Source organism: Micromonospora sp. WMMA2032 (assembly GCF_002688545.1).
In the GTDB taxonomy this organism is placed as follows: Bacteria; Actinomycetota; Actinomycetes; order Mycobacteriales; family Micromonosporaceae; genus Micromonospora; species Micromonospora sediminicola.
Window position 1 is genome coordinate 2,127,799 of record NZ_CP024052.1, and the last position, 21,987, is coordinate 2,149,785.

The window sequence follows — 21,987 nt, forward strand, 5'->3', positions numbered from 1 at the left end:
TCGCCGGCCGTCGCGCGCCGCCGGCCCGCGGGGCGGGCACGACGCCGCCCCGGTCAGCGGACAGTCAATCGGAGGGATCATTCACATGAAGGTCGTCAGCATCGTTGGCGCCCGGCCCCAGCTGGTCAAACTCGCGCCGATCGCCGCGGCGTTCGCCGCCACCGACCACGAGCACGTCATCGTGCACACCGGGCAGCACTACGACGCGGACCTCTCCGACGTCTTCTTCTCCGGTCTGGGCATCCCGGATCCCGACGTGCATCTGGGTATCGGCTCCGGCAGCCACGGCGTGCAGACCGGCAAGACCCTCTCGGCCCTCGACCCGGTGCTGGCCGCCGAACGGCCCGACTGGGTGCTGGTCTACGGCGACACCAACTCGACGCTGGCAGGTGCGCTGTCCGCGGTGAAGATGCACCTACCGGTGGCCCACCTCGAGGCGGGGCTGCGCTCGTTCAACCGCCGGATGCCTGAGGAGCACAACCGGGTGCTCACCGATCACTGCGCCGACTTGCTGCTGGCGCCGACCGAGGAGGCGGTGCGCCACCTGTCGGCCGAAGGGCTGGCGAAGCGAGCCGTCCTGGTCGGCGACGTGATGGTCGACGTCTGCCTGCGGGTCCGCGACGCCGTGCTGGCCGGTGGCCAGACCCGCCCGGAGCTGCCCGCCGGCATCGACCCGGAGGCCCCGTACCTGCTGGCCACGCTGCACCGGGCGGAGAACACCGATGACCCGCGACGGCTGGGGGCGCTGGTGTCCGCGCTCGCCGAGCTGCCGGTGCCGGTCGCGCTGCTGGCGCACCCGCGCCTGCTGGCCCGCGCCGAGGAGCACGGCATCAAGCTGGGTGGGGGCGCGCTGCACGTCGGTCGGCCACTGCCCTACGCCGGCATGGTCGCCGCGGTGCTCGGCTCGGTCGGTGTGGTCACCGACTCGGGCGGCCTGCAGAAGGAGGCGTACCTGCTGGACCGGCCCTGCACCACGCTGCGCCCGGAGACGGAGTGGGTGGAGACGTTGGTCGACGACTGGAACCGGCTGGTGCCCGAGCCCGCCGCCCTGGGCCGGGACGGCTGGGCCGACACGGCCACCCGTCCCCGGCCGAGCGCCGGTCGGGGCACCCCCTACGGCGACGGCCGGGCGGCTGAGAACGTCGTACGGGTCCTCGCCGAACACGCGCGCTGAAACCCGGCCCGTCCGGGTGACCGCCGGTCGGCCGTCACCCGGACGGCCGGTCAGGCCGCGGCGGTGATCTGCGCCAGCGGCGGCGGATCGAGCGACGTGGTGGCGACCACGCCCGGATAGCGGCGGGCCAACTGCCAGCCCAGCGTGATCGACAGCGCGTCGGAGGCCACGATCAGGTCGGCCGGGTCGCGGTCGAGGTCCAGCTCGGACAGTCGCTTGAGGGCGAGCTTCGACAGCACCATCGGACGCACGTTCGTGTAAGCCTTCATGAACACGCGCTTGTGGAACGCACGGCTCAGGCGCTCCTGCCGCCGGCGCAGCCCGCCGGCCACGCTCTTGCCGGCGAGCCGACCGAGCCCGCCGGCCACCCGCCGGGGCCCGCTGGTCACCACCAAGCGCTCGGCGCGCAGCAGCGGGTGCCGCTTCTCGGCGGCCCCGATGGTGAACAGACGCAGACCGGGCCGCCCGGCCAGTTCGGCCCAGTTGCCCTCGCTGAGCACCACCACGTCCAGCCGGGCGCCCTCGTCGAGCAGCCGCTCGGCCAGCGCCAGCACCCGGTCGTGCGGCCTGTGGTTGAACGCCAGCAGCAGTGCCCGCGGCTGCCGGGGCGCGGTCACCGTCGCGGTCCGGGCTCCGTCTCCGTCGGCGATCGTCACGATCCCACCTCTCCCGTCTCGATCTTCCGCCGGACCATCGACCGCAGCCGGGCCTCCAGCGGCGCGGTGACCGCCTGCCGGGTGAAGGTGTCGGCGTGGGCACGGGCCTCGGCCCGCTGCTTGGTCGACATGTCCCGGGCGGCCTTGCCCGCGGCGATCATCGATTCGGCGATGTCGTGGACGTCGAGGCTCTCCGGGTTGAACCAGAGCGGATAGCCGGCCAGCACGTCCTGCGCGGCGATGCCCGGCGCGTGCACCGAGACGATCGGACTGCCGCTGGCCATGTACTCGAAGATCTTGCCGGAGGTGACGTACCGCGCGCCGCCGGCGAGGAACACGAGGACGTCACTCTCCTGGTAGACCCGGCCGACCTCGGTCTTGGACACCGGGCCGCGGTAGTGGATGCCGTTGTCCGGCAGGGAGCGACCGTCCTCGTCCGCGGTCAACCCGAGCCGCTCCATGAGCGGGGCCTTGCCCTGCGCGAAGTATCCGAGGTGCCCGTGGATGTTGAGCTCGGCGTCGGCCAGGTCGGGATGGCGCCGGGCGATCTGGAACGCCTCGGCGAGCTGCTCCACCGGCTGGGTGCTGTTCATGGTGCCGAGGAACGTGAACCGCAGCGGCTGGTCCCGGTCGGTGCCGGAGGTCGGCGTGGACAGGTCGAGTTGGGTCAGCAGATCCGGGTCCCAACCGTTGGGCACCACCATCATCCGGTCCGCGGCGTTCGGGTAACGGTCGGCGTACCAGGACAGCAGCGGCTTGTTGACGAAGACGGACGCGGACGCGTCCCGGAGAATCCGCTTCTCCCAGCGCCAGGCCGGGTGACCGGGCTCGTACCCGTCCTCCTCGGTGAACATGTTGAGCGTCCAGGCGTCGCGGTAGTCGACCGCGAACGGCACCCCGGTCGCCTTGTGGATCATCCAGGCGGCGGCGAACGACGCGAACGGGTTACCGGTGGCGAGCACCACGTCGAACCGGCGCCGGGCGTGCATCCGCAACGCCTTGCGCACCGACGCGACCGCCCAGGACAGGTAGTGCTCGGGGAAGATCTTCTTCAGCCCGAAGTTGTAGAGGTTGCGCGCCATGATGGGCGACATGCCCCGGAACCGGCCGTACTCGCGCAGGTCGCGTTCCCAGGCGAAGTGGCTGATGGCGGGCCGCTCCACCCGGATCGACGGGTGGACGGTCTCGGCGAGCTGCTCGTCCACCGAGCCGATCACCCGGTGCAGGAACGACAGCGGCGACGCGAACGCCGTCACCTCCCAGCCGTGCTCGGCGAGGTAGTTGGCGGTCGCCCGAGCCCGGTAGACGCCGCTGGCCCGCGACGGCGGGAAGTAGAAGGACAGGTAGAGGATGCGCGGTCGGCGCGGCGTGCGCGTCCGGTTCATGGAGTGTCCCCCTGGGCGGAATCCGGGTCGTCGGTACGGTGCTGGCGATCGGTCGCCTCTCCAGAGTAGTCGTAGCTGAAGCAGACTCTCGGACTCGCGTGCCCGGTCCGGTTCCCCACCAGGCGGGCCGCGTACGGCATCGCGATCGGGTCCGTGACGACGAGCACATCCACCGGGGTACGGGCGAAGAGCTGGTCGATCAGCCGGGGGCGCTGGTCGCCGCGCACCCGTAGGAACGCTCGGTGCGCCGGGTCGGCGAGGCGCCGCTGGTAGGCCCGCTCGGTCCGCTTCGAGATCCGGCGCAGCGGGCCCCGGCCGACGAGGCGCAGCAGCTTGCGCGGCGCCTTGTAGAGCGCCGCCTGCTCGAACCGGACCGTCGGCAGGCGCCGCAGGAGGGCGTCCAGCTCGACGACCCGGACACCGGGCGCGAACGTCTCCCGGCTCCAGGGGCCCAGCCGGTCGACCACCACCGTGGCGGCGCCGCCGTCGGCGACGGCCTGGCGGGACTCCTCCACGACGGCGCGCCGCCGGACTCCCCCGACGGACAGGAAAAGGACGTGCATCTCACTCCATCAGCTGCGGCGCCCCGGCGTCAGCGCGCCGGCGCGGCCTCGTCGGAAAACCACAGACGGCGGTGCATGTCGGCGACCGCGCCGTAGCCGTACCGGGCGGCGAGTGACGTGCGAACGAGGGCGGGATCGAGGTCGTGCGGGAACCGCGAGCGCAGCCGCCGGTAACCGGCCACGATCGTGTCCGGGTCGTCCGTGACATCGATCATCTCGCCGGCCGCCGCCTCGATGCCGGACAGTGTCCGCTCCGGGCCGCCGCAGCGGGTGACCAGGACCGGCAGCCCGGCGGCGATGCCCTCGACCACCGCGACACCGAACGTCTCCCGACGGCTCGGGTGCACCAGCAGGTCGTGCTCCCGCATCAGCCGCAGCGCCTCCTGCGGCGGCACCGCGCCGGTGAACGTGACCGCCTCGGCCACCCCGAGCTCGGCTGCCCGCGCGGTCAGGCTGGTCAGCAACGCGCCCTCACCCACCAGGGTCAGCGTCAGCGACGGGTCGTCCCGCCGGCAGCGCGCGAACGCCTCCAGCAACAGCGGTACGCCCTTGAGCTCGGAGAGCGCCCCGACGAAGAGCCAACGCCGCAGCGCGGTGATCGGCGTCGACCGGGGTTCGTCGAAGGAGATCGGGTTGGCGACGGCGCCGATCCGGTCCGCGTGGTGCGGGAACGCCTCGACCAGGGGGCGGCGGACGCCCTCGCCGACGGCGAGGAAGCCGGCGCACCGGTGGAGCACCTCGTCGTACATCTCCCGCCCGCGCGCGGTCTCCAGCACCCGGTCCAGGAAGCTGGCGTGCTCGGTGACGAAGACGCGGGTCTCCGGACCGGCGTTGCGGATCGCGGCCCAGCCGCTGGGCAGTCCCACGTGGGCGTGCACCACCGGCGCGGTGAGCGGCCGACCGCCGAGGGCGGCCCGGAGCGCGTCGTCGTGCCGCTCGGCGATCTCGGCGTGGCCGAGGCCACGCGGCACGGGCACGGGCACGTAGACCAGGTCAGCGCCGCCGACCGTCGGGGTGCGGTGCTGCGCGTGGCGGAGGAGCACGTGGTGGGCGTCCCGAACCCGGCGCTCGCCGTCGCCGTCCAGCGCGGCGACCCAGGCGTCGCAGTGGTAGACGGTCATCCGGTCGGAAACCGGAGCGGTCGCGCCGACCATCGCCTGCACGAACGAGCCACGGAAGGGCAGTTCGCGGGTCGGATACCAGGGCGTGATCACGACGACGTCCCGTTCAGAAGTTGCCGGCACCCGAACCTTCCTCGCCGCACGTAGGGACCGCGCCACGTTAACATGCACGCTGTCCTGCGCGCCCCGCCGACCCGCCGCCCCCACCGCCGGCGGGGCGGGCCACCGATCCCCGCGTCCGCCCGTCGAAAGGATCCCGCCCTGATGGGTAGCAAGCTCGCAGCCGGCGTGCTGCGTCGCGTGACGGCTCCCCGGGTGGTGCGGCACCGCGCGGCGGCCCGCCTGATCCACGGTCTCGCGGCCGCGCCGCTACTGCCGACCGGGGCGCGTGCCGCCCTGGCCCGCCGGCTGCGCGCAGGCATGATCGGGGCGGGCTGGCCGGCCGGCGAGTCGCGGGCGGCGCTGGTCACGGTGGCGGGCGCGGTGGACCCGGCGGCCCGCGCCGACCTGCTCGCCCAGGAGGCCGCGGACGACCTGGCCGAGGGACGCACCCCGGCGCACCTGCTGGCCGCCGTCTCGGCCGATTTGGGCGAGGCCGACCGCGCGTACGCCCGGGGCGACGGCGCCGCGGCGGCTCGGCGGCTCTACCGGGTCCTGCACACCCAGTTCCACCGGGTGATCCACTTCGACCAGCTCACCTCTCCCCTGGTCGAGGATCCGGCCGCCTTCCTCGCGCCACTGCACGGCAGCGCTGTGGGCCGTGCACTGCTCACTCCGCGCGGCCGCGCGACACCGGCGGCCCCCGCGCCCACCGACCGACCGCTGCGCCTGTTGTTGATGCTCAACGGCAGCGCGCACTTTCTCGGCGCCGTGCGCGAGCGGTACGCCGACCATCCCGGGGTCGAAGTGCGCTACCTGCGGCTGGACGACGACCCGGTGGCCGGGCCGCTGACCCGGCAGAGCCGGGGCATGGTGACCGAGGCGCTGCTCGGCGGCACCGAGTACGGCGAGCAGATCGAGCGCTGGCTCCGCCCGCACCTGGACTGGGCGGACACGGTGTTCGTCGACTGGGCGGTGGCGACCGCGGCGATGACCAGCCTGGTCGATCCCGGCGACACCCGGATCGTCGTACGGCTGCACAGTTACGAGGCGTTCGGCCGGTGGCCGCACCTGATCGACTTCAGCCGGGTCGACGACGTGGTCTTCGTCTCCGACCATCTCCGCGACTTCACGCTGCGGGTGACGCCGGGGCTGACCGGCCCGGACGCGCCCCGCACCCACGTGCTGTGCAACGCGCTGGAGTTGGCGCCGTTCCGCCGCGCGAAGGACCCGGCGGCGCGGTTCACCCTCGGCCTGATCGGCACCAGCGCCGTGGCCAAGGATCCCCGGTGGGCGATCGAGGTGCTGCGACTGCTGCGGGCCGAGGACGAGCGCTACCGCCTGCTCCTGGTCGGCGGGGGCCTCGACATCCGCCGCAGCCGGGCGGCCCGGGACTACGCGACCGCGCTGGAGGCCGATCTCGCCGAGCTGGAGCCGACCGGCGCGGTGGTCCGCGTCGGTCACACCGACGACGTGCCCGGCGTACTCACCGGCATCGGAGTGGTGCTCAGCAGCTCGGTGCGGGAGAGCTTCCACTGCGCGGTGGTGGAGGGTGCGGCCAGCGGCGCGGTGCCGGTGGTCCGGGACTGGCCGTTCTTCGCCGACGGCGTGCACGGAGCCCGTACCGTCTTCCCGGCCGACTGGGTGGTCGACTCCCCGGCGGCGGCCGCCGCACGCGTCCGCGCGCTCACCGCCGACGAGCGGGTCTGGCGGACCGAGGGCGCGGCGGCGGCGGCGCATGCGCTGGCGACGTGGGACTGGTCGGTCAACGCACCGCACTTCGACCGCATGCTGGGGGTCGAACAGCGCTGACCCGGGGCGCCGGCCGGGCGTCCGTGGACGCCCGGCCGGGCGGGCGGATCAGGCCGACGCGGCGACGGGTGCGTCGCGCCCGGCGTCGGTCGGGCTGACGAAGACGGTCCGGCCGTCGGAGGCGGACTCCAGCAGACCGGCGGCGACCTGCACGGTACGCAGGCCCTGTCGCAGGGTGACGATGTCGCTCTGCTTGCCCTCCACCGCGTCCCGGAAGCGCTCGTGCTCGACCAGCAGCGGCTCACGCTTCGGGATGGCGTAGCGGACCATGTCGCCCTCGGCCACGCCGCGGAACGCGCGCAGCGCCTCCCATTCGGTGTCGATGGCGGCGTTGGCGTAGAAGGTGAGGTCCGCGGTGAGCGTGTCGGCGATGAAGCAGCCCTTGTCGCCGGTGACCACTGTGGACCGCTCCTTGAGCGGGCTCAGCCAGTTGACCAGGTGGTTGACCATCGTGCCGTCGGAGAGCTGGCCGACCACGGCGACCATGTCCTCGTGCAGCCGGCCGCTGCGCGAGACGGTGCGGGCGGAGACCGAGGTGTATTCCCGGCCGGTCACCCAGGCGGTCAGGTCGATGTCGTGGGTGGCCAGGTCCATCACCACGCCGACGTCGGCGATGCGGTGCGGGAACGGGCCCTGGCGGCGGGTGACCACCTGGAAGACCTCGCCCAGCTCGCCGGCCTCCAGCCGGGTCCGCAGGCTCTGCAGCGCCGGGTTGTAGCGCTCGATGTGACCGACGCCGGCGACCAGCCCGGCGGTCTCGAACGCCTCCACCAGCTTCGTGGCCGCGTCGACCGACTGGGCGAGGGGCTTCTCGATCAGCGCGCAGACGCCGTTGGCGGCCAACTCCAGGCCGATCGACTCGTGCAGCGCGGTCGGGCAGGCCACCACGGCGTAGTCGACGCCCAGCGCCAGCAGGTCGCTCAGCTCGGGTACGACCGGCGCGCGCAGCGTGCCGGTGACGTCGCCGGCGGGATCGACCACGCCGACCAGCTCGACACCGTCCAGGTTGGACAGCACCCGGCCGTGGTTGCGACCCATGGCGCCGAGGCCGATCAGCCCGGCCCGCAGCTTGCGGCCCCCGCTCATCGGGCACCGCCCGCGAGGTTCGCGCCCTCGGCGATCCGCTCCAGCTCGGCCTGGCTCAGCGACGGGTGCACCGGCAGCGAGACCACCTCGGCGGCGGCGCGCTCGGTCTCCGGCAGGTCCCACGCGCCCGGCTTGCCGTCCACCAGGTACGGCTTGAGCCGGTGGATCGGGGTCGGGTAGTAGACCGCGTTGCCGATGCCCAGCTCGGTGAGGCGGGCCTGGGCGGCGTCCCGGTCGCCCCGCACCCGCACCGTGTACTGGTGGTAGACGTGCTTCGCGCCGTCGGCGACCGGCGGGGTGACCATGCCGGTGATGGCGGAGTCGAGGAACTTGGCGTTGGCGCGACGCTGCTCGGTCCACCCGTCGAGCTGGCCGAGCTGCACCCGGCCGATGGCGGCGGCCACGTCGGTCATCCGCATGTTGGCGCCGACGATCTCGTTGGCGTACCGCTGCTCCATGCCCTGGTTGCGCAGCAGCCGCAGGGTGCGGGCGAGGTCCGCGTCGGCGGTGGTGATCATGCCGCCCTCGAGGGAGTGCATGTTCTTGGTCGGGTAGAAGCTGAAGCAGCCGGCGGTGCCGAAGGCGCCGACCGGGGTGCCGTTCAGCTCGGCGCCGTGCGCCTGGGCGGCGTCCTCGACGACGGCCAGGCCGTGCTGCTGCGCGATCGCCATGATCCGGTCCATCGCGGCCGGGTGTCCGTAGAGGTGCACCGGCATGATCGCGACGGTCTTCGGGGTGATCGCGGCGGCGACCGCCTCCGGGTCGACGCAGAAGCTGCCCGGCTCGATGTCCACGAAGACCGGCTCGGCGCCGACCAACCGGACCGCGTTGCCGCTGGCGGCGAAGGAGAACGAAGGCACGATGACCTCGTCGCCCGGGCCGAAGCCGAGCGCCATCAGGGTCAGCTGCAGGGCCGAGGTGCCGGAGTTGACGGCGACGCAGTGCCGGCCGGCGACCAGGTCACCGAACTCCTCCTCGAACGCCGCGACCTCCGGGCCCTGGACGACCCGGCCGCTCCGCAGCACCCGGACAGCCGCCTCGATCTCGGCCTCGCCGATGATCGGTCGTGCTGGGGGAATGAACTCTGGATGCGGCCCGACCATGGGGCTTCCTCCTGTCGACGCGTGACTCATGTGGGGGACGTTGGGGGATGGTAGCGGTTTGGGATGAAAACCGGTTGATCGCGGCCATTGTCCGGCCGGATGTCGTGCGCTGTTCATGATCGACGGGCGCTCCCGTCGGCGGGCGCCGGGGTCACACTTCCACCCCGTCGCGGACAGGCTCCACGCATGCTACCCGCAGGGCGGCGACTATCGCGGCGGCCAGGCGCGGCACCTCCGTGGGCTCCAGCGTGGCCCGGGAGATCGCCATCCGCCAGTAGACCGGCCCGACGATCAGGTCGACCGCGGCCCGCCGGTCGGTGTCCGGGGAGAGCTCGCCGCGCTCGACCGCCCGACCGATCAGGATCCGCCCGACGGCCTGCTGGTAGTCGTCCAGCGCGGCCTGTAGCTTCTCGGCGATCTGCGGGTTGCGGGACGCCTCGGCCAGCAGGTCCGGGATGATCTGCGCGGCCAGCCGGTGACGCAGCGCACGCGCCATCACGTGCAGCAGGATCTCCAGGTCGCCGAGGAGGCTGCCGGTGTCCAGCAGCGGGATGTTCCGGCCCGCCACCGCCGAGACCATGTCCAGCACCAGGTCGAGCTTGGAACGCCAGCGGCGGTAGATCGCGGTCTTGCTCACACCGGCCCGGCGGGCCACCGCCTCGATGGAGAGGCGGCCGTAGCCGACCTCGGCCAACTCCTGCATCACGGCGGCGCGGATGGCACTGGTGATCTCCCCGCGCAGCACCGCCGCGCCGGCCGGGGCACGCCTCTTCTCGGTCGTCACGTGGGACAATGTAGCGCAACGACGGTACGGTTGCGTCCCGACGTTCGGTGGACTACCTTCCATGCAGCAGCGAGGCGGCTCCTCCCCGCCCGGCCAAGCTGGATGTCTTCACCGCACTGCTCCCCATCACGCACGAAAGATCGGAGCGCCTGACCATGGCCAACACCGCGGTGGCCGACCCCGAATCCGGACTGACCCGGGCCGAACTGGCCCGGCGGTACGGGTTGCGGGTCGCCGGGGAACGACCGCCACTGGGCGAGTACGCCCGCCGGTTGTGGGCGTACCGGCACTTCATGACCGCGTACTCGCGGGCGAAGGTCGCGTCCTCGCTGAGCAACACCCAGCTCGGGCAGCTCTGGCAGGTGCTGACACCGCTCACCAACGCGGCGGTCTACTTCCTGATCTTCGGCGTGATCCTGTCCCAGAACCGGAACGTGTCGAACTTCATCGCGTACCTGTGCACGGGCGTGTTCATCTTCATGTTCACCCAGACCGCGGTGTCGAACGGCACCAGCGCGATCACCGGCAACCTGGGCCTGATCCGGGCGCTCCAGTTCCCCCGGGCCGCGCTGCCGATCACCGTCACGCTGGTGCAACTGCAGCAGCTGCTCATGTCGATGGTGGTGCTGGCCGCGATCGTGCTGTTCACCGGCGAGCCGATCACCTTCCGCTGGCTGTTGCTCGCTCCGGCCCTGCTGCTCCAGACGATCTTCAACATCGGGCTCACCATGATCATGGCCCGGATCGGCTCCAAGGTCACCGACCTCAAGCAGATCATGCCGTTCGTGATGCGCACCTGGCTGTACGCCTCCGGCGTGCTCTACCCGGTGGCGCTGTTCCGCCAGCACCTGCCGCACTGGGCCGCGAACCTCCTGGAGTGGAACCCGCCGCTGGTCTTCATCGAGCTGGCCCGGTACGCGCTGCTCGACTCGCACCAGGCCAACCTGGTGAGCTCGCCGCCGAAGCTCTGGGCCCTGGCTCTGTTCTGGGCGGTCGTCATGGGCATCGGCGGGTTCATCTACTTCTGGCGTGGAGAGAAGGAGTACGGCCGTGGCTGAGCAGACCCTGCCGCTGAACGCCGGCCCGGTGACCGACTCGGGTCGCGTCCCCACCGTCGTGGTGGACGACGTGCACGTGATCTACCGAATCCACAAGGGCGCGAGCGGCGGCGCCACCCCGGTCTCCGCGCTCAAGCGGATCGTCTCGCGCACCAAGGCTCCGAACATCCGCGAGGTGCACGCCGTCAAGGGGGTGAGCTTCACCGCGTACGAGGGTGAGGCGATCGGCCTGATCGGCAGCAACGGCTCCGGCAAGTCGACCCTGCTGCGGGCCATCGCCGGCCTGCTCCCGCCGGCCCGCGGCGCGGTCTACACCCAGGGCCAGCCGTCCCTGCTCGGCGTGAACGCCGCGCTGCTCAACGACCTGTCCGGCGAGCGCAACGTGGTGCTCGGCTGCCTGGCCATGGGCATGACGCCGGATGAGGTCAAGCGGATCGCCCCGGAGATCATCGAGTTCTCCGGGATCAACGAGCGGGGCGACTTCGCCTCGCTGCCGATGCGCACCTACTCCTCCGGCATGGGCGCCCGGCTGCGCTTCGCCATCTCCTCGGCGAAGAAGCACGACGTGCTGCTCATCGACGAGGCCCTGGCCACCGGCGACCGCAAGTTCCGCGCCCGCAGCGAGCAGCGGGTCCGCGAGCTGCGCGACAGCGCCGGCACGGTCTTCCTGGTCAGCCACTCGATCGGCTCGATCCGGGACACCTGCGAGCGGACCATCTGGCTGGAGAGCGGCGTCCTCAAGATGGACGGCCCCACCAAGGAGGTCTGCGACGCGTACGAGAACCAGAAGTAGCCGGACGGAGCGCACCGCCCCGGGTTCCCGCCCGAGCGGTGCGCTCCGCCGTACGCGTTAAGGTTTTCGGATCCATCCGCTTTTCACCCAGAGTGAGGTACGGCAATGACGCAGGACCACACCACCGCACCGGACGCCGCGCCGGCGAGCCCGGCACCCTGGCGCCCCACGCGTACGGTGGCCGTGATCCTCGCCGGGGGCACCGGGACCCGCCTCGGCCTGGGCATCCCCAAGCAGCTGCTGAAGATCGCCGGTAAGCCGATCATCGAGCACACCCTCGCCGTCTTCGAGGCCGCGCCGGAGATCGACGAGATCATCGTGCTGATGGCCACCGGCCACGTGGGCGACGCGGAGCGGATCGTCGCCGACGCCGGCTTCCGCAAGGTCACCAAGGTGATCGAGGGCGGCGAGACCCGCAACGACACCACCCGGATCGCGCTCGACGCGGTCGGCGAGGGCGACGTCAACATCCTCTTCCACGACGCGGTCCGCCCGCTGGTGAGCGCCCGCATCGTGCGGGAGTGCGTGAACGCGCTCTGGTCCTACTCCGCGGTCGACGTGGCCATCCCCTCCGCCGACACGATCATCCAGGTCGACGCGGACGACTGCATCACCGACATCCCGGTCCGCTCCCGCCTGCGCCGCGGCCAGACCCCGCAGGCGTTCCGCTCCGGCACCATCCGGGAGGCGTACCGCCGCGCCGAGGGCGACCCCGACTTCGCCGCCACCGACGACTGCGGCGTGGTGCTGCGCTACCTGCCGGGCACGCCGATCAAGGTGATCGACGGCTCGGACGAGAACATCAAGGTCACCCACCCGGTCGACGTGCACCTGGCCGACAAGCTCTTCCAGCTCGCCGCCGCCCAGGCGCCCCGGCTGACCCACGGCGGCTACGCCGAGGAGCTGACCGGCCGGACCATCGTGGTCTTCGGCGGCAGCTACGGCATCGGCCACGACCTGGCCGAGCTGGCCCGCCGCTACGGCGCCCAGGTGTTCCCGTTCAGCCGCTCCACCACCGGCACCCACGTCGAGCGCGCCGAGGACGTGGCCGCCGCGCTGAAGACCGCGTTCGAGGCGACCGGCCGGATCGACTACGTGGTGGTCACCGCCGGCATCCTGGAGAAGGGCGCGCTCGCCGAGATGGACGACGAGACGATGGACCGTCTCCTGCACGTCAACTTCGTCGGTCCGGTCACCATCGCCCGTCAGTCGCTGCCCTACCTCCAGCAGACGAAGGGCCAGCTGCTGCTCTACACGTCCAGCTCCTACACCCGGGGCCGGGCGCGCTACGCGCTCTACTCGGCCACCAAGGCCGCGCTGGTCAACCTGACCCAGGCGCTCGCCGACGAGTGGGCGGAGTTCGGCGTACGGGTCAACTGCGTCAACCCGGAGCGCACCGCCACCCCGATGCGGACCCGGGCGTTCGGCGAGGAGCCGGAGCACACGCTGCTCTCCTCCGAGGCGGTCGCCCAGGCCTCCCTGGACGTGCTGATCTCCGAGCTGACCGGCCAGGTGGTCGACGTGCGCCGGGCCCCCGGCGAGCAGGTGGCCGCCGCCGTACCGGCCCAGCCTGGCCCGCCCCGGTCCGAACTGTCCGCCGACGCCTGAACCCGACAGGACGTGCCAGATGCGTGGTGACCTGGTTCGCAAGTTGCTCGCCCGGGTGCTGACCACCGGGCTGGCGGTGCTGGCCTTCCTCGTCGTGGCGCTCACCGGCGCCACCGGCTGGGGCCTGGCCCTGGCCGGCGCGGCGCTCGCCGCCACCGCCTGGGAGCGCCGGGTCCGGCCGTCGGCCGACGGCCTCGCCGAGACGGTGCTCGTCGCCGCCGGCATCCTGGTCGGCTACGCCCGGCGCCTCGACGGCGGATTCGACCCCGCGCTGGCCGCCACCGCGCTGGTGCTGCTCGGCCTGGTGCTGCTGGTCGGGCCGCTTCGCCAGGCCGGCGCGCTGGAGATCCGGGCGGCCAACCTGCCGGTCCGCACGTGGACGCCGGTGGTCGCGGCGCGGCTCGGCGACGCCGTACTCGTGCTGCTGGCCCTGGTGGCGCTCGCCGCCGCGCTGACGCTGCCGGCCTGGCTCGCGCTGGCCGCGGCGCTGCTGGTCGCGATCGGTTGCGCCGCGGTGGCGCTCGACCTGGCCCGGCGCCGGTTCCGGCCGCCGGCCGGGGCGGACCGGTGGGCCGGGCACTGCGCCGGCACCAGCCCGAGTTCCTGCTGCACTTCTCCGCCCCGCCCGGCTCCGAGTACCAGGTCACCATGTGGCTGCCCTATCTGGAGCGGATCGGCCGGCCGTTCGTGGTGGTGCTGCGCGAGCCCGAGTTCCTGTCGGCAGTGGCCGCCGCGACCCGCGCGCCGGTGGTCCTCTGCCCCACGCTGACGGCGCTCGACGAGGCCCTGGTGCCCAGCCTGCGCGCCGCGTTCTACGTCAACCACGGCGCGAAGAACGCCCACTGCATCCGGTTCACCCAGCTCACCCACGTCCAGCTGCACCACGGCGACAGCGACAAGGCGCCGAGCGCCAACCCGGTGTCGGCGATCTTCGACAAGATCTTCGTGGCCGGGCAGGCGGCGATCGACCGGTACGCCCGGGCCGGGGTGGACATCCCCGCCGACAAGTTCGTCGTGGTCGGCCGCCCCCAGGTCGAGGCCATCGAGGTACGCCGGGAGCCGGTCCTCGCCTCCGCGCACCCGACCGTCCTCTACACCCCCACCTGGACCGGGCACCACGCCGACGCGAACTACTGCTCACTGCCGGTGGCCGAGACGCTGATCCGCCGGCTGCTCGACCGGGGGGCCACGGTGATCCTGCGCGCCCACCCGTACACCGACAAGAACCCCGCCTCGGCGCGGCAGCTCGCCCGGCTCACCGAGCTGCTCGCCGCCGACCGGTCGCGGACCGGCCGGGCCCACCTGTGGGGCGCGGCGGCCGCCCGGGAGCTGACGCTGACCGAGTGCGTCAACCGCGCCGACGCGCTGGTCTCGGACGTCTCCGGGGTCATCTCCGACTGGCTCTACTCCGGCAAGCCGTATGCGGTCACCGACACCGGCGCCGACGGGGCGCACTTCGTCGAGCGGTTCCCGTTGGCCGCCTCCGGCTATGTGCTGCGCCGCGACATGTCCAACGTGGACGACGTGCTGGGCGCGCTGCTCGACACCGACCCGAAGGCCGCGGAGCGGTGGGCGGCCCGCACCCGCTACCTCGGCGACTTCCCGGCCGACCGGTACGCCGAGGCGTTCCTCACCGCCGCCCGCCGCGAGCTGGAGCCCGAGTGGGCCGTGCCGGTCCCCCGCGCCGCCGTCTGAGGGGTCTTCCCGCTCAGGTGATCGCCGGCGACGGCCGCCCGTGATTCAGCGCGCGCGGCGGTAGTGCAGGGCGACCACGCCGTTGCGCAGCGGCTCCGCCGAGACCAGCTCGAGCCGGCGCGTGCCGGGCAGCCCGCCCTGGTGCAGCGTCGGACCGTGGCCGGCGATCCTGGGGTGGACGAGCATCTGATACTCGTCGATCAGGTCCAGCCGGTCGAGTTCGGTCGCGAGCCTGCCGCTTCCGAGGAGGACCCCGGCCGGGGTCGCGTCCTTGAGCCTCTGCACCCCGTCGCGCAGATCACCGGCGACGTGGTGGCTGTTGGTCCACGGGAAGCCCCGGCGCGTCGACGACACCACGTACTTGGGTTTGGCCTCCAGCTTGACCGCCCAGTCGCGCTCGGCGGGCGGCGCCTGCTCGTCGCGGGCCACGGCCGGCCAGTAGCTCTCCATCATCTCGTAGGTGACGCGCCCCCACAGCATTGCCCCGGCCTCGTCCATGAGACGGGTGAAGAAGGCGTGCGTCTCGTCGTCGGCGATCCCCTCCTGGTGGTCGACGCAACCGTCCAGGGTGAGGTTGAGGCTGAAGATGAGCGCTCCCATGGCCGGCGAGTCTAGCCACGACGGCGGCGGCCCAGGCGGACGTCGCCGGTTCGACACCCACGACGCCCTGGTTCACAGGTAGGCGTCCAGCAGGGCGAGCACCGCCGCCGGATCCTCCACATGCGCGTTGTGGCCCAGCCCGGGCAGCGTCGCCACCGGCACACCGAACTCCTTGAGCTGCGCGTCGCTCACCATCGGGTCCAGCTCGCCGCGGGCCAGCAGCACCGGCACGTCGGTGGCGGCCAGCAACGCGGGCAGCCGCGGCTCCCCCACCGCGAACGCGGCCGGGTCCATCGCCAGCCGCCAGCGGCCGTCCTCCCGGCGCAGCCCCGCGTCGACCACCGGATGGTCGGGGGCGAACAGTCCGGCGAGCCCGGAGACGCGCAGGTAGCGGCGGGCCGCCTCGTCCCGGCTGGCGAACCAGGTCACCGGCCGCGCGGCCAACTCGGCCGCCTTCGCCAGCTCCGCCGGCGACCAGACCACCTTGATGCCGAGGCCGACCACCGCGTCGACGGGCAGGCCCCGCTGCCGGGCGGCCAGCGCCAGCGCCACCACGCCCCCGAGCGAGTGCCCGAGCAGCACCAGCCGGTCCCGCGGACCGAATCGCTCGGTGACCGGCCCGAGCCCTTCCACCAGGCGCTGCGCCAGGCCCGCGAAGGAGTAGCCGGACAGCGGTGGCGACCAGCCGTGGCCGGCCAGGTCGGGGGCGAGCCAGCGGCCGGGCCAGCGCCGCTCCAGCAGCGGCGCCCAGGGCAGCCACACCTCGCCGGTGGCGCCCATGCCGTGCAGGAGCACCAGGTGACGGGTCCCCGTCGTATCGCCCATACGGCGCAGTCTGCCACCGGACGGACACGACGCGCGAGAGCCGACGCCTTCCGCAACCGTGGCACCCGCCGCCGGCGCGTCCGTCACCACGGGACGCCTTCCGGAGATTCGTCGACGATCGCGCCCTCGCCGAGGGCCCGTATCCTTCACGGTCTGTTTGCCACAACGGGTAGTCGTCGGCGGGCGTGCGGGGGACGGCACACCGCCTGGGCACCTTTCTCACCGCCGGGAGACGGCCACGGGCGCGGGCCGTGCTTCGTGGGCGTTGCCCGGCCTCGGACGGAACGGACTCTGGTACGGCGTGACACACCGATGGCGTTCCACTCGCGGCGTCGGCTCACGGTGGGTGGAACGGGGTGGGTGTCTACCGGACCGGGATGCACCCATGACGTTCCACCGACGGGGCTGGCGGGCGCTGGGTGGGACGCCATGGGTGTCTCCATGGCCGGGATACACCCACGGCGTTCCACCGACGGGGCTGGCGGGCGCTGGGTGGAACGTCATGGGTGTCTCCGCGGCCGGGATGCAGCCATGACGTTCCACCGACGGGGCTGGCGGCCGCTGGGTGGAACGTCACGGGTGTCTGCGGGTGTCCGGATGCACCCGTGGGCTTTCACCCGGGCGCCTGGGATGCGGTGGGGTGTCCGGTTCGGTGGTGGTGGGCGGCACCCTGGACGCGGAATCGGCGGTGGGTCGGCGGCGCTGTAGACGGGTGAACGACCGAGCAGGCAGCGAACCCCTGAGCCGCCGCCCCGCCCCCGGGGAATGACGGCAGGCCGCCGGTCGTTACACATCATCCCGGCGCCGCGACGAGGCCCCCGCCCCGCGAGCCAACCGGACATCCCCGGCCCCGTGAGCTGACCCCCAGGCTCCACGAGCGTGCCGGGTCCCCCCCCAAGACTTCTTGAGCGCCTGACGGTGCCCACACCCCCCCCGGGTGTGTTGACCCCCGAATGGAGCCCCCTCATGAACACGATCCTGCGCAAGAGCATCCTGGGTGTTGCTGGTCTGGCCTTCACCGGTGGTGTGTTCGCCGGTCCGGTCGCCGCCCACGCCGACACCGCCCATGCCGCCGCCGGCAAGCCCGTCGCGGTCGCGTCCGTGCAGGGTGAGCAGTCGACCATCACGCTGAACGACGAGCAGCTGGCCAACGCCAAGGCGATCATCGCCGCGACGAAGAAGGCCGGCCTGCCCGAGCGGGCCGCGGTCATCTCGATCGCCACCGCCCTGCAGGAGTCGAAGCTGGAGAACCTCGGGCACCTCGGCGACAAGAATGACCACGACTCGCTGGGCCTGTTCCAGCAGCGCCCGTCGAGTGGTTGGGGCACGCCGGAGCAGATCACCGACCCCGAGTACTCGACCCTGGCGTTCCTCAAGGGCCTGAAGCAGGTCGACGGCTGGGAGAAGATGCCGCTGACCGAGGCCGCGCAGACCGTCCAGGTCTCCGCCTACCCCGACGCGTACGCGCAGTGGGAGAAGCAGGCCACCGACATCGTGGCCCAGCACTGTGGACCAAGTAAGACTGAAGGCCGGCACCCCGAACACGGGGTGCCGGCCTTCGCGTGTAGCGAGAGGCGTCAGGCGGAGTAGCCGCGCGTCGCCATCCAGTTCGCCAGGTCGATGGTGGTGACCCAGTACGAGGGCAGCGACGGGTCGGCCGAGTCGGCGATCCGGACGGTCCGGCCGTCGTTCTTGTAGCCGACCACCGCGATGTAGTGGCCGCCCGGGAACGAGTGCCAGCCGCCGTTGGTGTCGGTGGCGTCGCCGGCGACGTTGGCGACGACCGCGCGGCCGTTGCTGACCGCCGTGACCACGTCGGCCTGAAGCCGGTCCATCTGGGCCGGGGTGGCCGCGCCCGGGATCATGCGGGTCCGGTACGGGTTGCCCTTGACCTGCTGGTTGAGCACACGGGTGGTGTCCTCGGCCGAGTTGGTGCCCATCTCGGTGGTGCCGAGGGCGAGGGCGAGCGTGTCCTGGCTCCGCTCGATGCCGGTGGCGCTGAGCGCGTTGCGCACCGCGGCCGGGCCGCAGTAGTAGTAGGTGGTCTGCGCCTGGTAGTCGTAGTCGAGCACCTTGCTCGCCGGCGGCTTCGGCTTGGGCTTCGGCTTGGTGTCCGGGTCAGTGGTGGCCTTGGCCGCCGGCTTCGCCGAGGGCGAGGCGGTGGGTGCGGCGCTGGGCGAGGCGCTCGGCGACGGGACGGCGATGCGGGCCTCGCCGCGGCTGGCGGCCTCGCCGAGGCGGGAGCCGAGTTCGGCGACCGCGACGGTGTTCTCCGACCGGGACGGGGTGTCGTCGGTGGCGGCGAGGGCGACACCGGTGCCGCCGGCCAACACGAGGGCGGCGGCCGAACCGGCGATGATCTGGTACGGGCGCTCGGTGGCGAGACGCCGCAGCTGACGCTTCAGGTGGTGCTTCACGGGTTCCTCCAGGGCGTGAGCGGCACACGCCGGCCCCACGCGCGGAGGACCTCACGCGCGTTCGACGGGGCGGGACGGCCGCGGGACGGAGCGCCCGGACAGCCGGGCGCACACGGGGGATCGGGTGGGCGTCGCCGTCAGGCGAGCGCCGGCACCACCGGGCCGTGGAGGTGGGGGGACGATCGGGGGGTGGTTCGCACGAGGAATGGAACTCCTTCCGTGGCCGCCGACCGGGTTAGCTGACGGATTCGGGCGGGAAGTACGCCCTACCGCGGGCCGTGGCTCGCGGATTCACCCCGGTGTTGCTGTGGGTCCCCGGTTCGTATGCACGATTAGGCGGGTCGGTGCGGCGTCGCCGTCTGCGATCGGAAACCGCACCGGACGCGCCGACACTACCGGTGGGTACGCCTCAAGCCAAGCGCTCCCACCTGCGGAAACGTCGTCCGCGACTACGGATATCGGAACAGCCGGTTACTGACTTCACTCAATGGGGACAAGGGTTCGAGCCGACATCTGAAGGCGAAAAGCGGGCATTCGACCGGCCGACGCCCCGCAATTGTCGGGTCGGCTGACCGGTTGTGCGCCGAGCGCCCGTTTCCGGGCCGCACGTGAGCGGGCTCACCGCATTCGGGTAACGATTCGGCGGAGACCGCCACTCAGCCGACCCGGGCCGGCCGCCAGCGGGCGCCGCGCACGACGGTGGGCACCCGGACGCGGGTGGCCGACGCAGCGCGGGGGGCGGGCGACGGCCGCACCGCAGCGGCCGCCGCGTAGGTCTCGGCGGCCAGCGTCCGCGCCGCGTCGGCGGCCAGTTCCGCGTCCCGCCAGGCCTGTCGCTCCCGCTCGGCGGCCGCCTCCCAGGCCGCCCGTCGGCCGTCACGGATCGTCCGGGCCAGCACGATCTCCTGCTCGGCCGGATGGCGACGCGGGTCCCACCCGTTGCGGTGGGCCAGCACGTCCGCGAGCTGCCGGGCGGTCAGGTCACCCCGCCAGTGCGCCGCCATGGCGGCGTGGTGCAGCCAGCGCTCCCGCGCCGCGTACTCGGACGGGGTGTGTGGCGTGCGCGGCGCGGGCAGCGCGGCGGCGCCGGCCAGGCGGCGGGCGGCCGCCTCCGCCTCGTCGAAGGCCACCCAGGCCCGCTTCGCCTCGTCCTGGACGGCCAGCCACCGCTCGCGTCGTCGGCGGGCGGTCTGGGCGGCTCCGGTGGCGGCCACCGCCACCTCGTCGGCGTAGCGGGCAAGGTCCGCCCGGTGCAGCGCCTCCGCGTCGACCGGATCGGGTTCGAGGTCCGCCGCGCCGTCGCGGTCGGGACGGGCGACGAGCACGGCGAGCAGGCCGAGGGCGAGCACGAGCAGGGCCGACCAGATCGCGGCGGCCTCGGGGACGGCGGTGAGGAAGTGGTGGAGAACGGTCTGCGACATGGTCGGCACCTCACGGAGAAGACGTGGCGGGAAGGTCGCACGCCGGTCGGGGCGGGGCGCGGCCGCGGAACGGGCGCCGCCGGGCCGCCGAGGCGGGTGCGGGGTGAGGTTCGGTGGGTGCGGGGACGGGCCGGGGACGGCCCGTGTGGTCAGCGGGCGGGCGGGGCCCGGGGGCCGACCGGCGCCGGGTGCCGACCGGCCGGGACCGGCTCCCGGTGGCCGGGCCGCGCGACCGCGTGCCGGGGCGCGGGCTCCGGGACGCCGGTGGAGGGGGCCGGCCGCTCGGCGACGTCGACACGCTCCGGCCGCGCGGCGACCGGCGTGCCCGTCGGGGTACGCGACGTCAGACCGACGGCCGGACCGGCCGGCGCCGGGGCGGCCGTGGCGACCCCGGCGGGCAGCGTCGTGGCGCCGAGCGAGCAGGCGACGACCACGGCCAGGCTGGCCAGCATGCGTGCCGCCCAGCGCGCCACCCACCACACGGGACAGGTGAGCGCGATCGGAAGCACGGGTACAAATTACCGCCGATCCCACCGCCGCGCACTCTCGGTCGGCGTGTCGTGACACCACCGACCAGGGTGGACGCGCTCAGTCGGGGCGGCGCCGCCCGGCGTACTCGATCGGGGTGGGGGTGCCGCCGTCGGCGGGCGACCTCGGCGCCGGCACGGACCGCGCCGGCGCGGCGGCGGCCGACGTGGGGCGGGGCCGGCGCGGGCCGAGACGCCGCATCATCGGCACCTCCACCCAGCGGTGCAGGGCGGCGGCGAGCGCCAGGTTGAGCAGCAGGAAGCCGAGCACCGCGAGCGGGCCCCGCCACCCGGGCAGTCCGGTGCCCCAGTCGCCGGTGAGCCGCAGCACGGTCACCATGACCAGCACGTGGACCAGGTAGAAGGCGAAGGAGACCTCGCCCAGCCAGACCATCGGACGGGATCGCCAGGGGGTCCACCGGCCCCGCACGTCGGCCTGCGCCGCCGCGGTGATCACCAGCAGGTACGCCACCGCGAGCAGCGCCGCCCAGAACTCGGCCCGGACCCAGAACGCGGCGACCACCCAGGTGCCGACGAAGAGCAGGCTGGCCACGGTCAGGTCGGGGCCGCGCCAGCGGTTGCGGCGCATCAGCTCGGCGGCGGCCGCGCCCATCCAGAACTCGAAGGACCGGGTGACCGGGAAGATCTGGGTGAACCACCACCGCTGCTCCTCGGGCACCAGCTGCTGCCCGGGCCACAGGGCGAGGATGAGCAGCGGCGCGGCGACCAGCACGACCCGGAGCGCCCCGGTACGGGCCCGACGCAGCCACGGCACCGCGAGCGGCAGGCACAGGTAGAAGGCCAACTCGCAGGAGAGCGACCAGCTCACGTTGTTGACGCTGTAGAAGTAGCCGCCGAACGGGATCCACGCCTGGACCAGGAAGAGGTTGCCGAGGGCGGCCAGCCGCGGCACCGGGTCGGCGAACCAGGCCGCCACGGCCAGCGCCGCCAGGAAGGTGACCACGTGGTTCGGGTAGATCTTGGCGACCCGGCGCCACAGGAACGTCCGCCCCGGCTCGCCGTCGCGGTACGACCACACCAGCACGAATCCACTGAGGATGAAGAAGAACTCGACCCCGGACAGGCCCAGGCTGAACGCCTTGTCGACCACCGCCTTGAGATGCGGCTCGGCGACGATCCGCATGGTGCCCGCGTGGAAGCCGAAGACCAGCAGCGCGGCGACCCAGCGCAACCCGGTCAGCGACGGCAGGCGCGGAGCGCGGGTGGTGGTCGGCGCACTGGTCATTCCGGGCACCCTAC

19 protein-coding genes, 1 pseudogene and 1 riboswitch are annotated in these 21,987 nt (G+C 73.0%); of the genes and pseudogenes, 7 read left to right on the plus strand and 13 right to left on the minus strand.

Annotated features, from left to right (window positions below; genetic code table 11):
- Positions 1-85 precede the first annotated feature (85 nt).
- Positions 86-1,174 carry a non-hydrolyzing UDP-N-acetylglucosamine 2-epimerase gene (gene wecB, locus CO540_RS09175; protein ID WP_099161699.1) on the plus strand — a complete coding sequence of 363 codons (1,089 nt, stop codon included), beginning with the start codon at positions 86-88 and terminating at the stop codon, positions 1,172-1,174.
- Positions 1,175-1,224: 50 nt separating this feature from the next.
- Here wecB and CO540_RS09180 read toward each other — a convergent pair whose 3' ends face one another.
- Genes CO540_RS09180 through CO540_RS09195 form a run of 4 tightly spaced genes read right to left on the minus strand, consistent with a single transcriptional unit; the run spans position 1,225 to position 5,022 of the window.
- A complete protein-coding gene (locus tag CO540_RS09180) occupies positions 1,225-1,830 on the minus strand; it encodes a hypothetical protein (RefSeq protein WP_099161700.1) in 606 nt (201 codons plus the stop codon).
- Positions 1,827-3,215, minus strand: a complete 1,389-nt coding sequence (locus tag CO540_RS09185) for a glycosyltransferase (protein WP_253866572.1) — start codon at positions 3,213-3,215, stop codon at positions 1,827-1,829. The genes CO540_RS09180 and CO540_RS09185 overlap by 4 nt, the downstream gene beginning before the upstream one ends.
- Positions 3,212-3,778 carry a hypothetical protein gene (locus tag CO540_RS09190; protein WP_216642358.1) on the minus strand — a complete coding sequence of 189 codons (567 nt, stop codon included), beginning with the start codon at positions 3,776-3,778 and terminating at the stop codon, positions 3,212-3,214. The genes CO540_RS09185 and CO540_RS09190 overlap by 4 nt, the downstream gene beginning before the upstream one ends.
- A 29-nt stretch (positions 3,779-3,807) precedes the next feature.
- Positions 3,808-5,022, minus strand: coding sequence for a glycosyltransferase (locus tag CO540_RS09195; RefSeq protein ID WP_253866574.1), 1,215 nt, complete (start codon positions 5,020-5,022; stop codon positions 3,808-3,810).
- Between the two features lie 141 nt (positions 5,023-5,163).
- On the opposite strand from CO540_RS09195, the gene CO540_RS09200 reads away from it, so the two are divergent.
- The gene (locus CO540_RS09200; RefSeq protein ID WP_099161701.1) at positions 5,164-6,810 is read left to right on the plus strand and encodes a glycosyltransferase; all 1,647 of its coding nucleotides are present in this window, start codon (positions 5,164-5,166) and stop codon (positions 6,808-6,810) included.
- A gap of 48 nt (positions 6,811-6,858) precedes the next feature.
- Here CO540_RS09200 and CO540_RS09205 read toward each other — a convergent pair whose 3' ends face one another.
- The 3 genes from CO540_RS09205 to CO540_RS09215 all read right to left on the minus strand — a co-directional run bounded on the left by CO540_RS09205 (position 6,859) and on the right by CO540_RS09215 (position 9,783).
- Positions 6,859-7,896: a Gfo/Idh/MocA family protein gene (locus tag CO540_RS09205; protein ID WP_099161702.1), complete on the minus strand. Its 1,038-nt coding sequence runs from the start codon at positions 7,894-7,896 to the stop codon at positions 6,859-6,861.
- Positions 7,893-8,999 carry a DegT/DnrJ/EryC1/StrS aminotransferase family protein gene (locus CO540_RS09210; protein ID WP_099161703.1) on the minus strand — a complete coding sequence of 369 codons (1,107 nt, stop codon included), beginning with the start codon at positions 8,997-8,999 and terminating at the stop codon, positions 7,893-7,895. Before CO540_RS09210 ends, CO540_RS09205 begins: the two co-directional genes overlap by 4 nt.
- Positions 9,000-9,150: 151 nt before the next feature.
- Positions 9,151-9,783, minus strand: a complete 633-nt coding sequence (locus CO540_RS09215; protein ID WP_099161704.1) for a TetR/AcrR family transcriptional regulator — start codon at positions 9,781-9,783, stop codon at positions 9,151-9,153.
- Positions 9,784-9,938: 155 nt separating this feature from the next.
- Here CO540_RS09215 and CO540_RS09220 point away from each other — a divergent pair, with 155 nt between their 5' ends.
- The 4 genes and pseudogenes from CO540_RS09220 (at position 9,939) to CO540_RS09235 (ending at position 14,937) form a co-directional block, all read left to right on the plus strand.
- Entirely contained in the window at positions 9,939-10,841 is a 903-nt protein-coding gene (locus tag CO540_RS09220) for an ABC transporter permease (protein ID WP_099161705.1), read from the plus strand.
- Positions 10,834-11,634 (plus strand): ABC transporter ATP-binding protein, encoded by an 801-nt coding sequence (locus CO540_RS09225; RefSeq protein WP_099161706.1) that lies wholly within the window; start codon positions 10,834-10,836, stop codon positions 11,632-11,634. Before CO540_RS09220 ends, CO540_RS09225 begins: the two co-directional genes overlap by 8 nt.
- A gap of 105 nt (positions 11,635-11,739) precedes the next feature.
- Positions 11,740-13,242, plus strand: a complete 1,503-nt coding sequence (locus tag CO540_RS09230) for a bifunctional cytidylyltransferase/SDR family oxidoreductase (RefSeq protein ID WP_099161707.1) — start codon at positions 11,740-11,742, stop codon at positions 13,240-13,242.
- Between the two features lie 19 nt (positions 13,243-13,261).
- A pseudogene (locus CO540_RS09235) lies at positions 13,262-14,937 on the plus strand (CDP-glycerol glycerophosphotransferase family protein).
- A gap of 45 nt (positions 14,938-14,982) precedes the next feature.
- On the opposite strand, the gene CO540_RS09240 reads toward CO540_RS09235, so the two are convergent.
- Together CO540_RS09240 and CO540_RS09245 are read right to left on the minus strand one after the other, a co-directional pair.
- Entirely contained in the window at positions 14,983-15,537 is a 555-nt protein-coding gene (locus CO540_RS09240; RefSeq protein ID WP_099161708.1) for a dihydrofolate reductase family protein, read from the minus strand.
- A 72-nt stretch (positions 15,538-15,609) separates the two neighbouring features.
- On the minus strand, positions 15,610-16,362 hold the full coding sequence (locus tag CO540_RS09245) for an alpha/beta fold hydrolase (protein ID WP_099161709.1): 753 nt from the start codon (positions 16,360-16,362) through the stop codon (positions 15,610-15,612).
- Positions 16,363-17,328: 966 nt separating this feature from the next.
- On the opposite strand from CO540_RS09245, the gene CO540_RS09250 reads away from it, so the two are divergent.
- Entirely contained in the window at positions 17,329-17,952 is a 624-nt protein-coding gene (locus CO540_RS09250) for a hypothetical protein (protein ID WP_253866576.1), read from the plus strand.
- On the opposite strand, the gene CO540_RS09255 is transcribed toward CO540_RS09250, so the two are convergent.
- The 4 genes from CO540_RS09255 to CO540_RS09270 all read right to left on the minus strand — a co-directional run bounded on the left by CO540_RS09255 (position 17,940) and on the right by CO540_RS09270 (position 21,973).
- Positions 17,940-18,779: a C39 family peptidase gene (locus tag CO540_RS09255; RefSeq protein WP_099161710.1), complete on the minus strand. Its 840-nt coding sequence runs from the start codon at positions 18,777-18,779 to the stop codon at positions 17,940-17,942. The two genes, CO540_RS09250 and CO540_RS09255, sit on opposite strands and share 13 nt — an antisense overlap.
- Before the next feature lie 209 nt (positions 18,780-18,988).
- Positions 18,989-19,128, minus strand: a riboswitch (cyclic di-AMP (ydaO/yuaA leader).
- 307 nt (positions 19,129-19,435) lie between these two features.
- Positions 19,436-20,200: a hypothetical protein gene (locus CO540_RS09260; RefSeq protein WP_099161711.1), complete on the minus strand. Its 765-nt coding sequence runs from the start codon at positions 20,198-20,200 to the stop codon at positions 19,436-19,438.
- 149 nt (positions 20,201-20,349) lie between these two features.
- Entirely contained in the window at positions 20,350-20,709 is a 360-nt protein-coding gene (locus CO540_RS31190) for a hypothetical protein (protein WP_099161712.1), read from the minus strand.
- Positions 20,710-20,788: 79 nt separating this feature from the next.
- Positions 20,789-21,973, minus strand: coding sequence for an acyltransferase (locus CO540_RS09270; RefSeq protein WP_099161713.1), 1,185 nt, complete (start codon positions 21,971-21,973; stop codon positions 20,789-20,791).
- Between the last annotated feature and the right edge of the window lie 14 nt (positions 21,974-21,987).

Excerpts from the sequence above, each read along its gene's own strand:
- CO540_RS09230 (WP_099161707.1), top strand. The coding sequence starts at position 11,740 with ATGACGCAGGACCACACCACCGCACCGGACGCCGCGCCGGCGAGCCCG.
- CO540_RS09210 (WP_099161703.1), bottom strand. The coding sequence starts at position 8,999 with ATGGTCGGGCCGCATCCAGAGTTCATTCCCCCAGCACGACCGATCATC.
- CO540_RS09220 (WP_099161705.1), top strand. The coding sequence starts at position 9,939 with ATGGCCAACACCGCGGTGGCCGACCCCGAATCCGGACTGACCCGGGCC.
- CO540_RS09200 (WP_099161701.1), top strand. The coding sequence starts at position 5,164 with ATGGGTAGCAAGCTCGCAGCCGGCGTGCTGCGTCGCGTGACGGCTCCC.
- wecB (WP_099161699.1), top strand. The coding sequence starts at position 86 with ATGAAGGTCGTCAGCATCGTTGGCGCCCGGCCCCAGCTGGTCAAACTC.
- CO540_RS09240 (WP_099161708.1), bottom strand. The coding sequence starts at position 15,537 with ATGGGAGCGCTCATCTTCAGCCTCAACCTCACCCTGGACGGTTGCGTC.
- CO540_RS09190 (WP_216642358.1), bottom strand. The coding sequence starts at position 3,778 with ATGCACGTCCTTTTCCTGTCCGTCGGGGGAGTCCGGCGGCGCGCCGTC.
- CO540_RS09185 (WP_253866572.1), bottom strand. The coding sequence starts at position 3,215 with ATGAACCGGACGCGCACGCCGCGCCGACCGCGCATCCTCTACCTGTCC.
- CO540_RS09250 (WP_253866576.1), top strand. The coding sequence starts at position 17,329 with ATGAACACGATCCTGCGCAAGAGCATCCTGGGTGTTGCTGGTCTGGCC.
- CO540_RS09270 (WP_099161713.1), bottom strand. The coding sequence starts at position 21,973 with ATGACCAGTGCGCCGACCACCACCCGCGCTCCGCGCCTGCCGTCGCTG.
- CO540_RS09260 (WP_099161711.1), bottom strand. The coding sequence starts at position 20,200 with ATGTCGCAGACCGTTCTCCACCACTTCCTCACCGCCGTCCCCGAGGCC.
- CO540_RS09205 (WP_099161702.1), bottom strand. The coding sequence starts at position 7,896 with ATGAGCGGGGGCCGCAAGCTGCGGGCCGGGCTGATCGGCCTCGGCGCC.
- CO540_RS09245 (WP_099161709.1), bottom strand. The coding sequence starts at position 16,362 with ATGGGCGATACGACGGGGACCCGTCACCTGGTGCTCCTGCACGGCATG.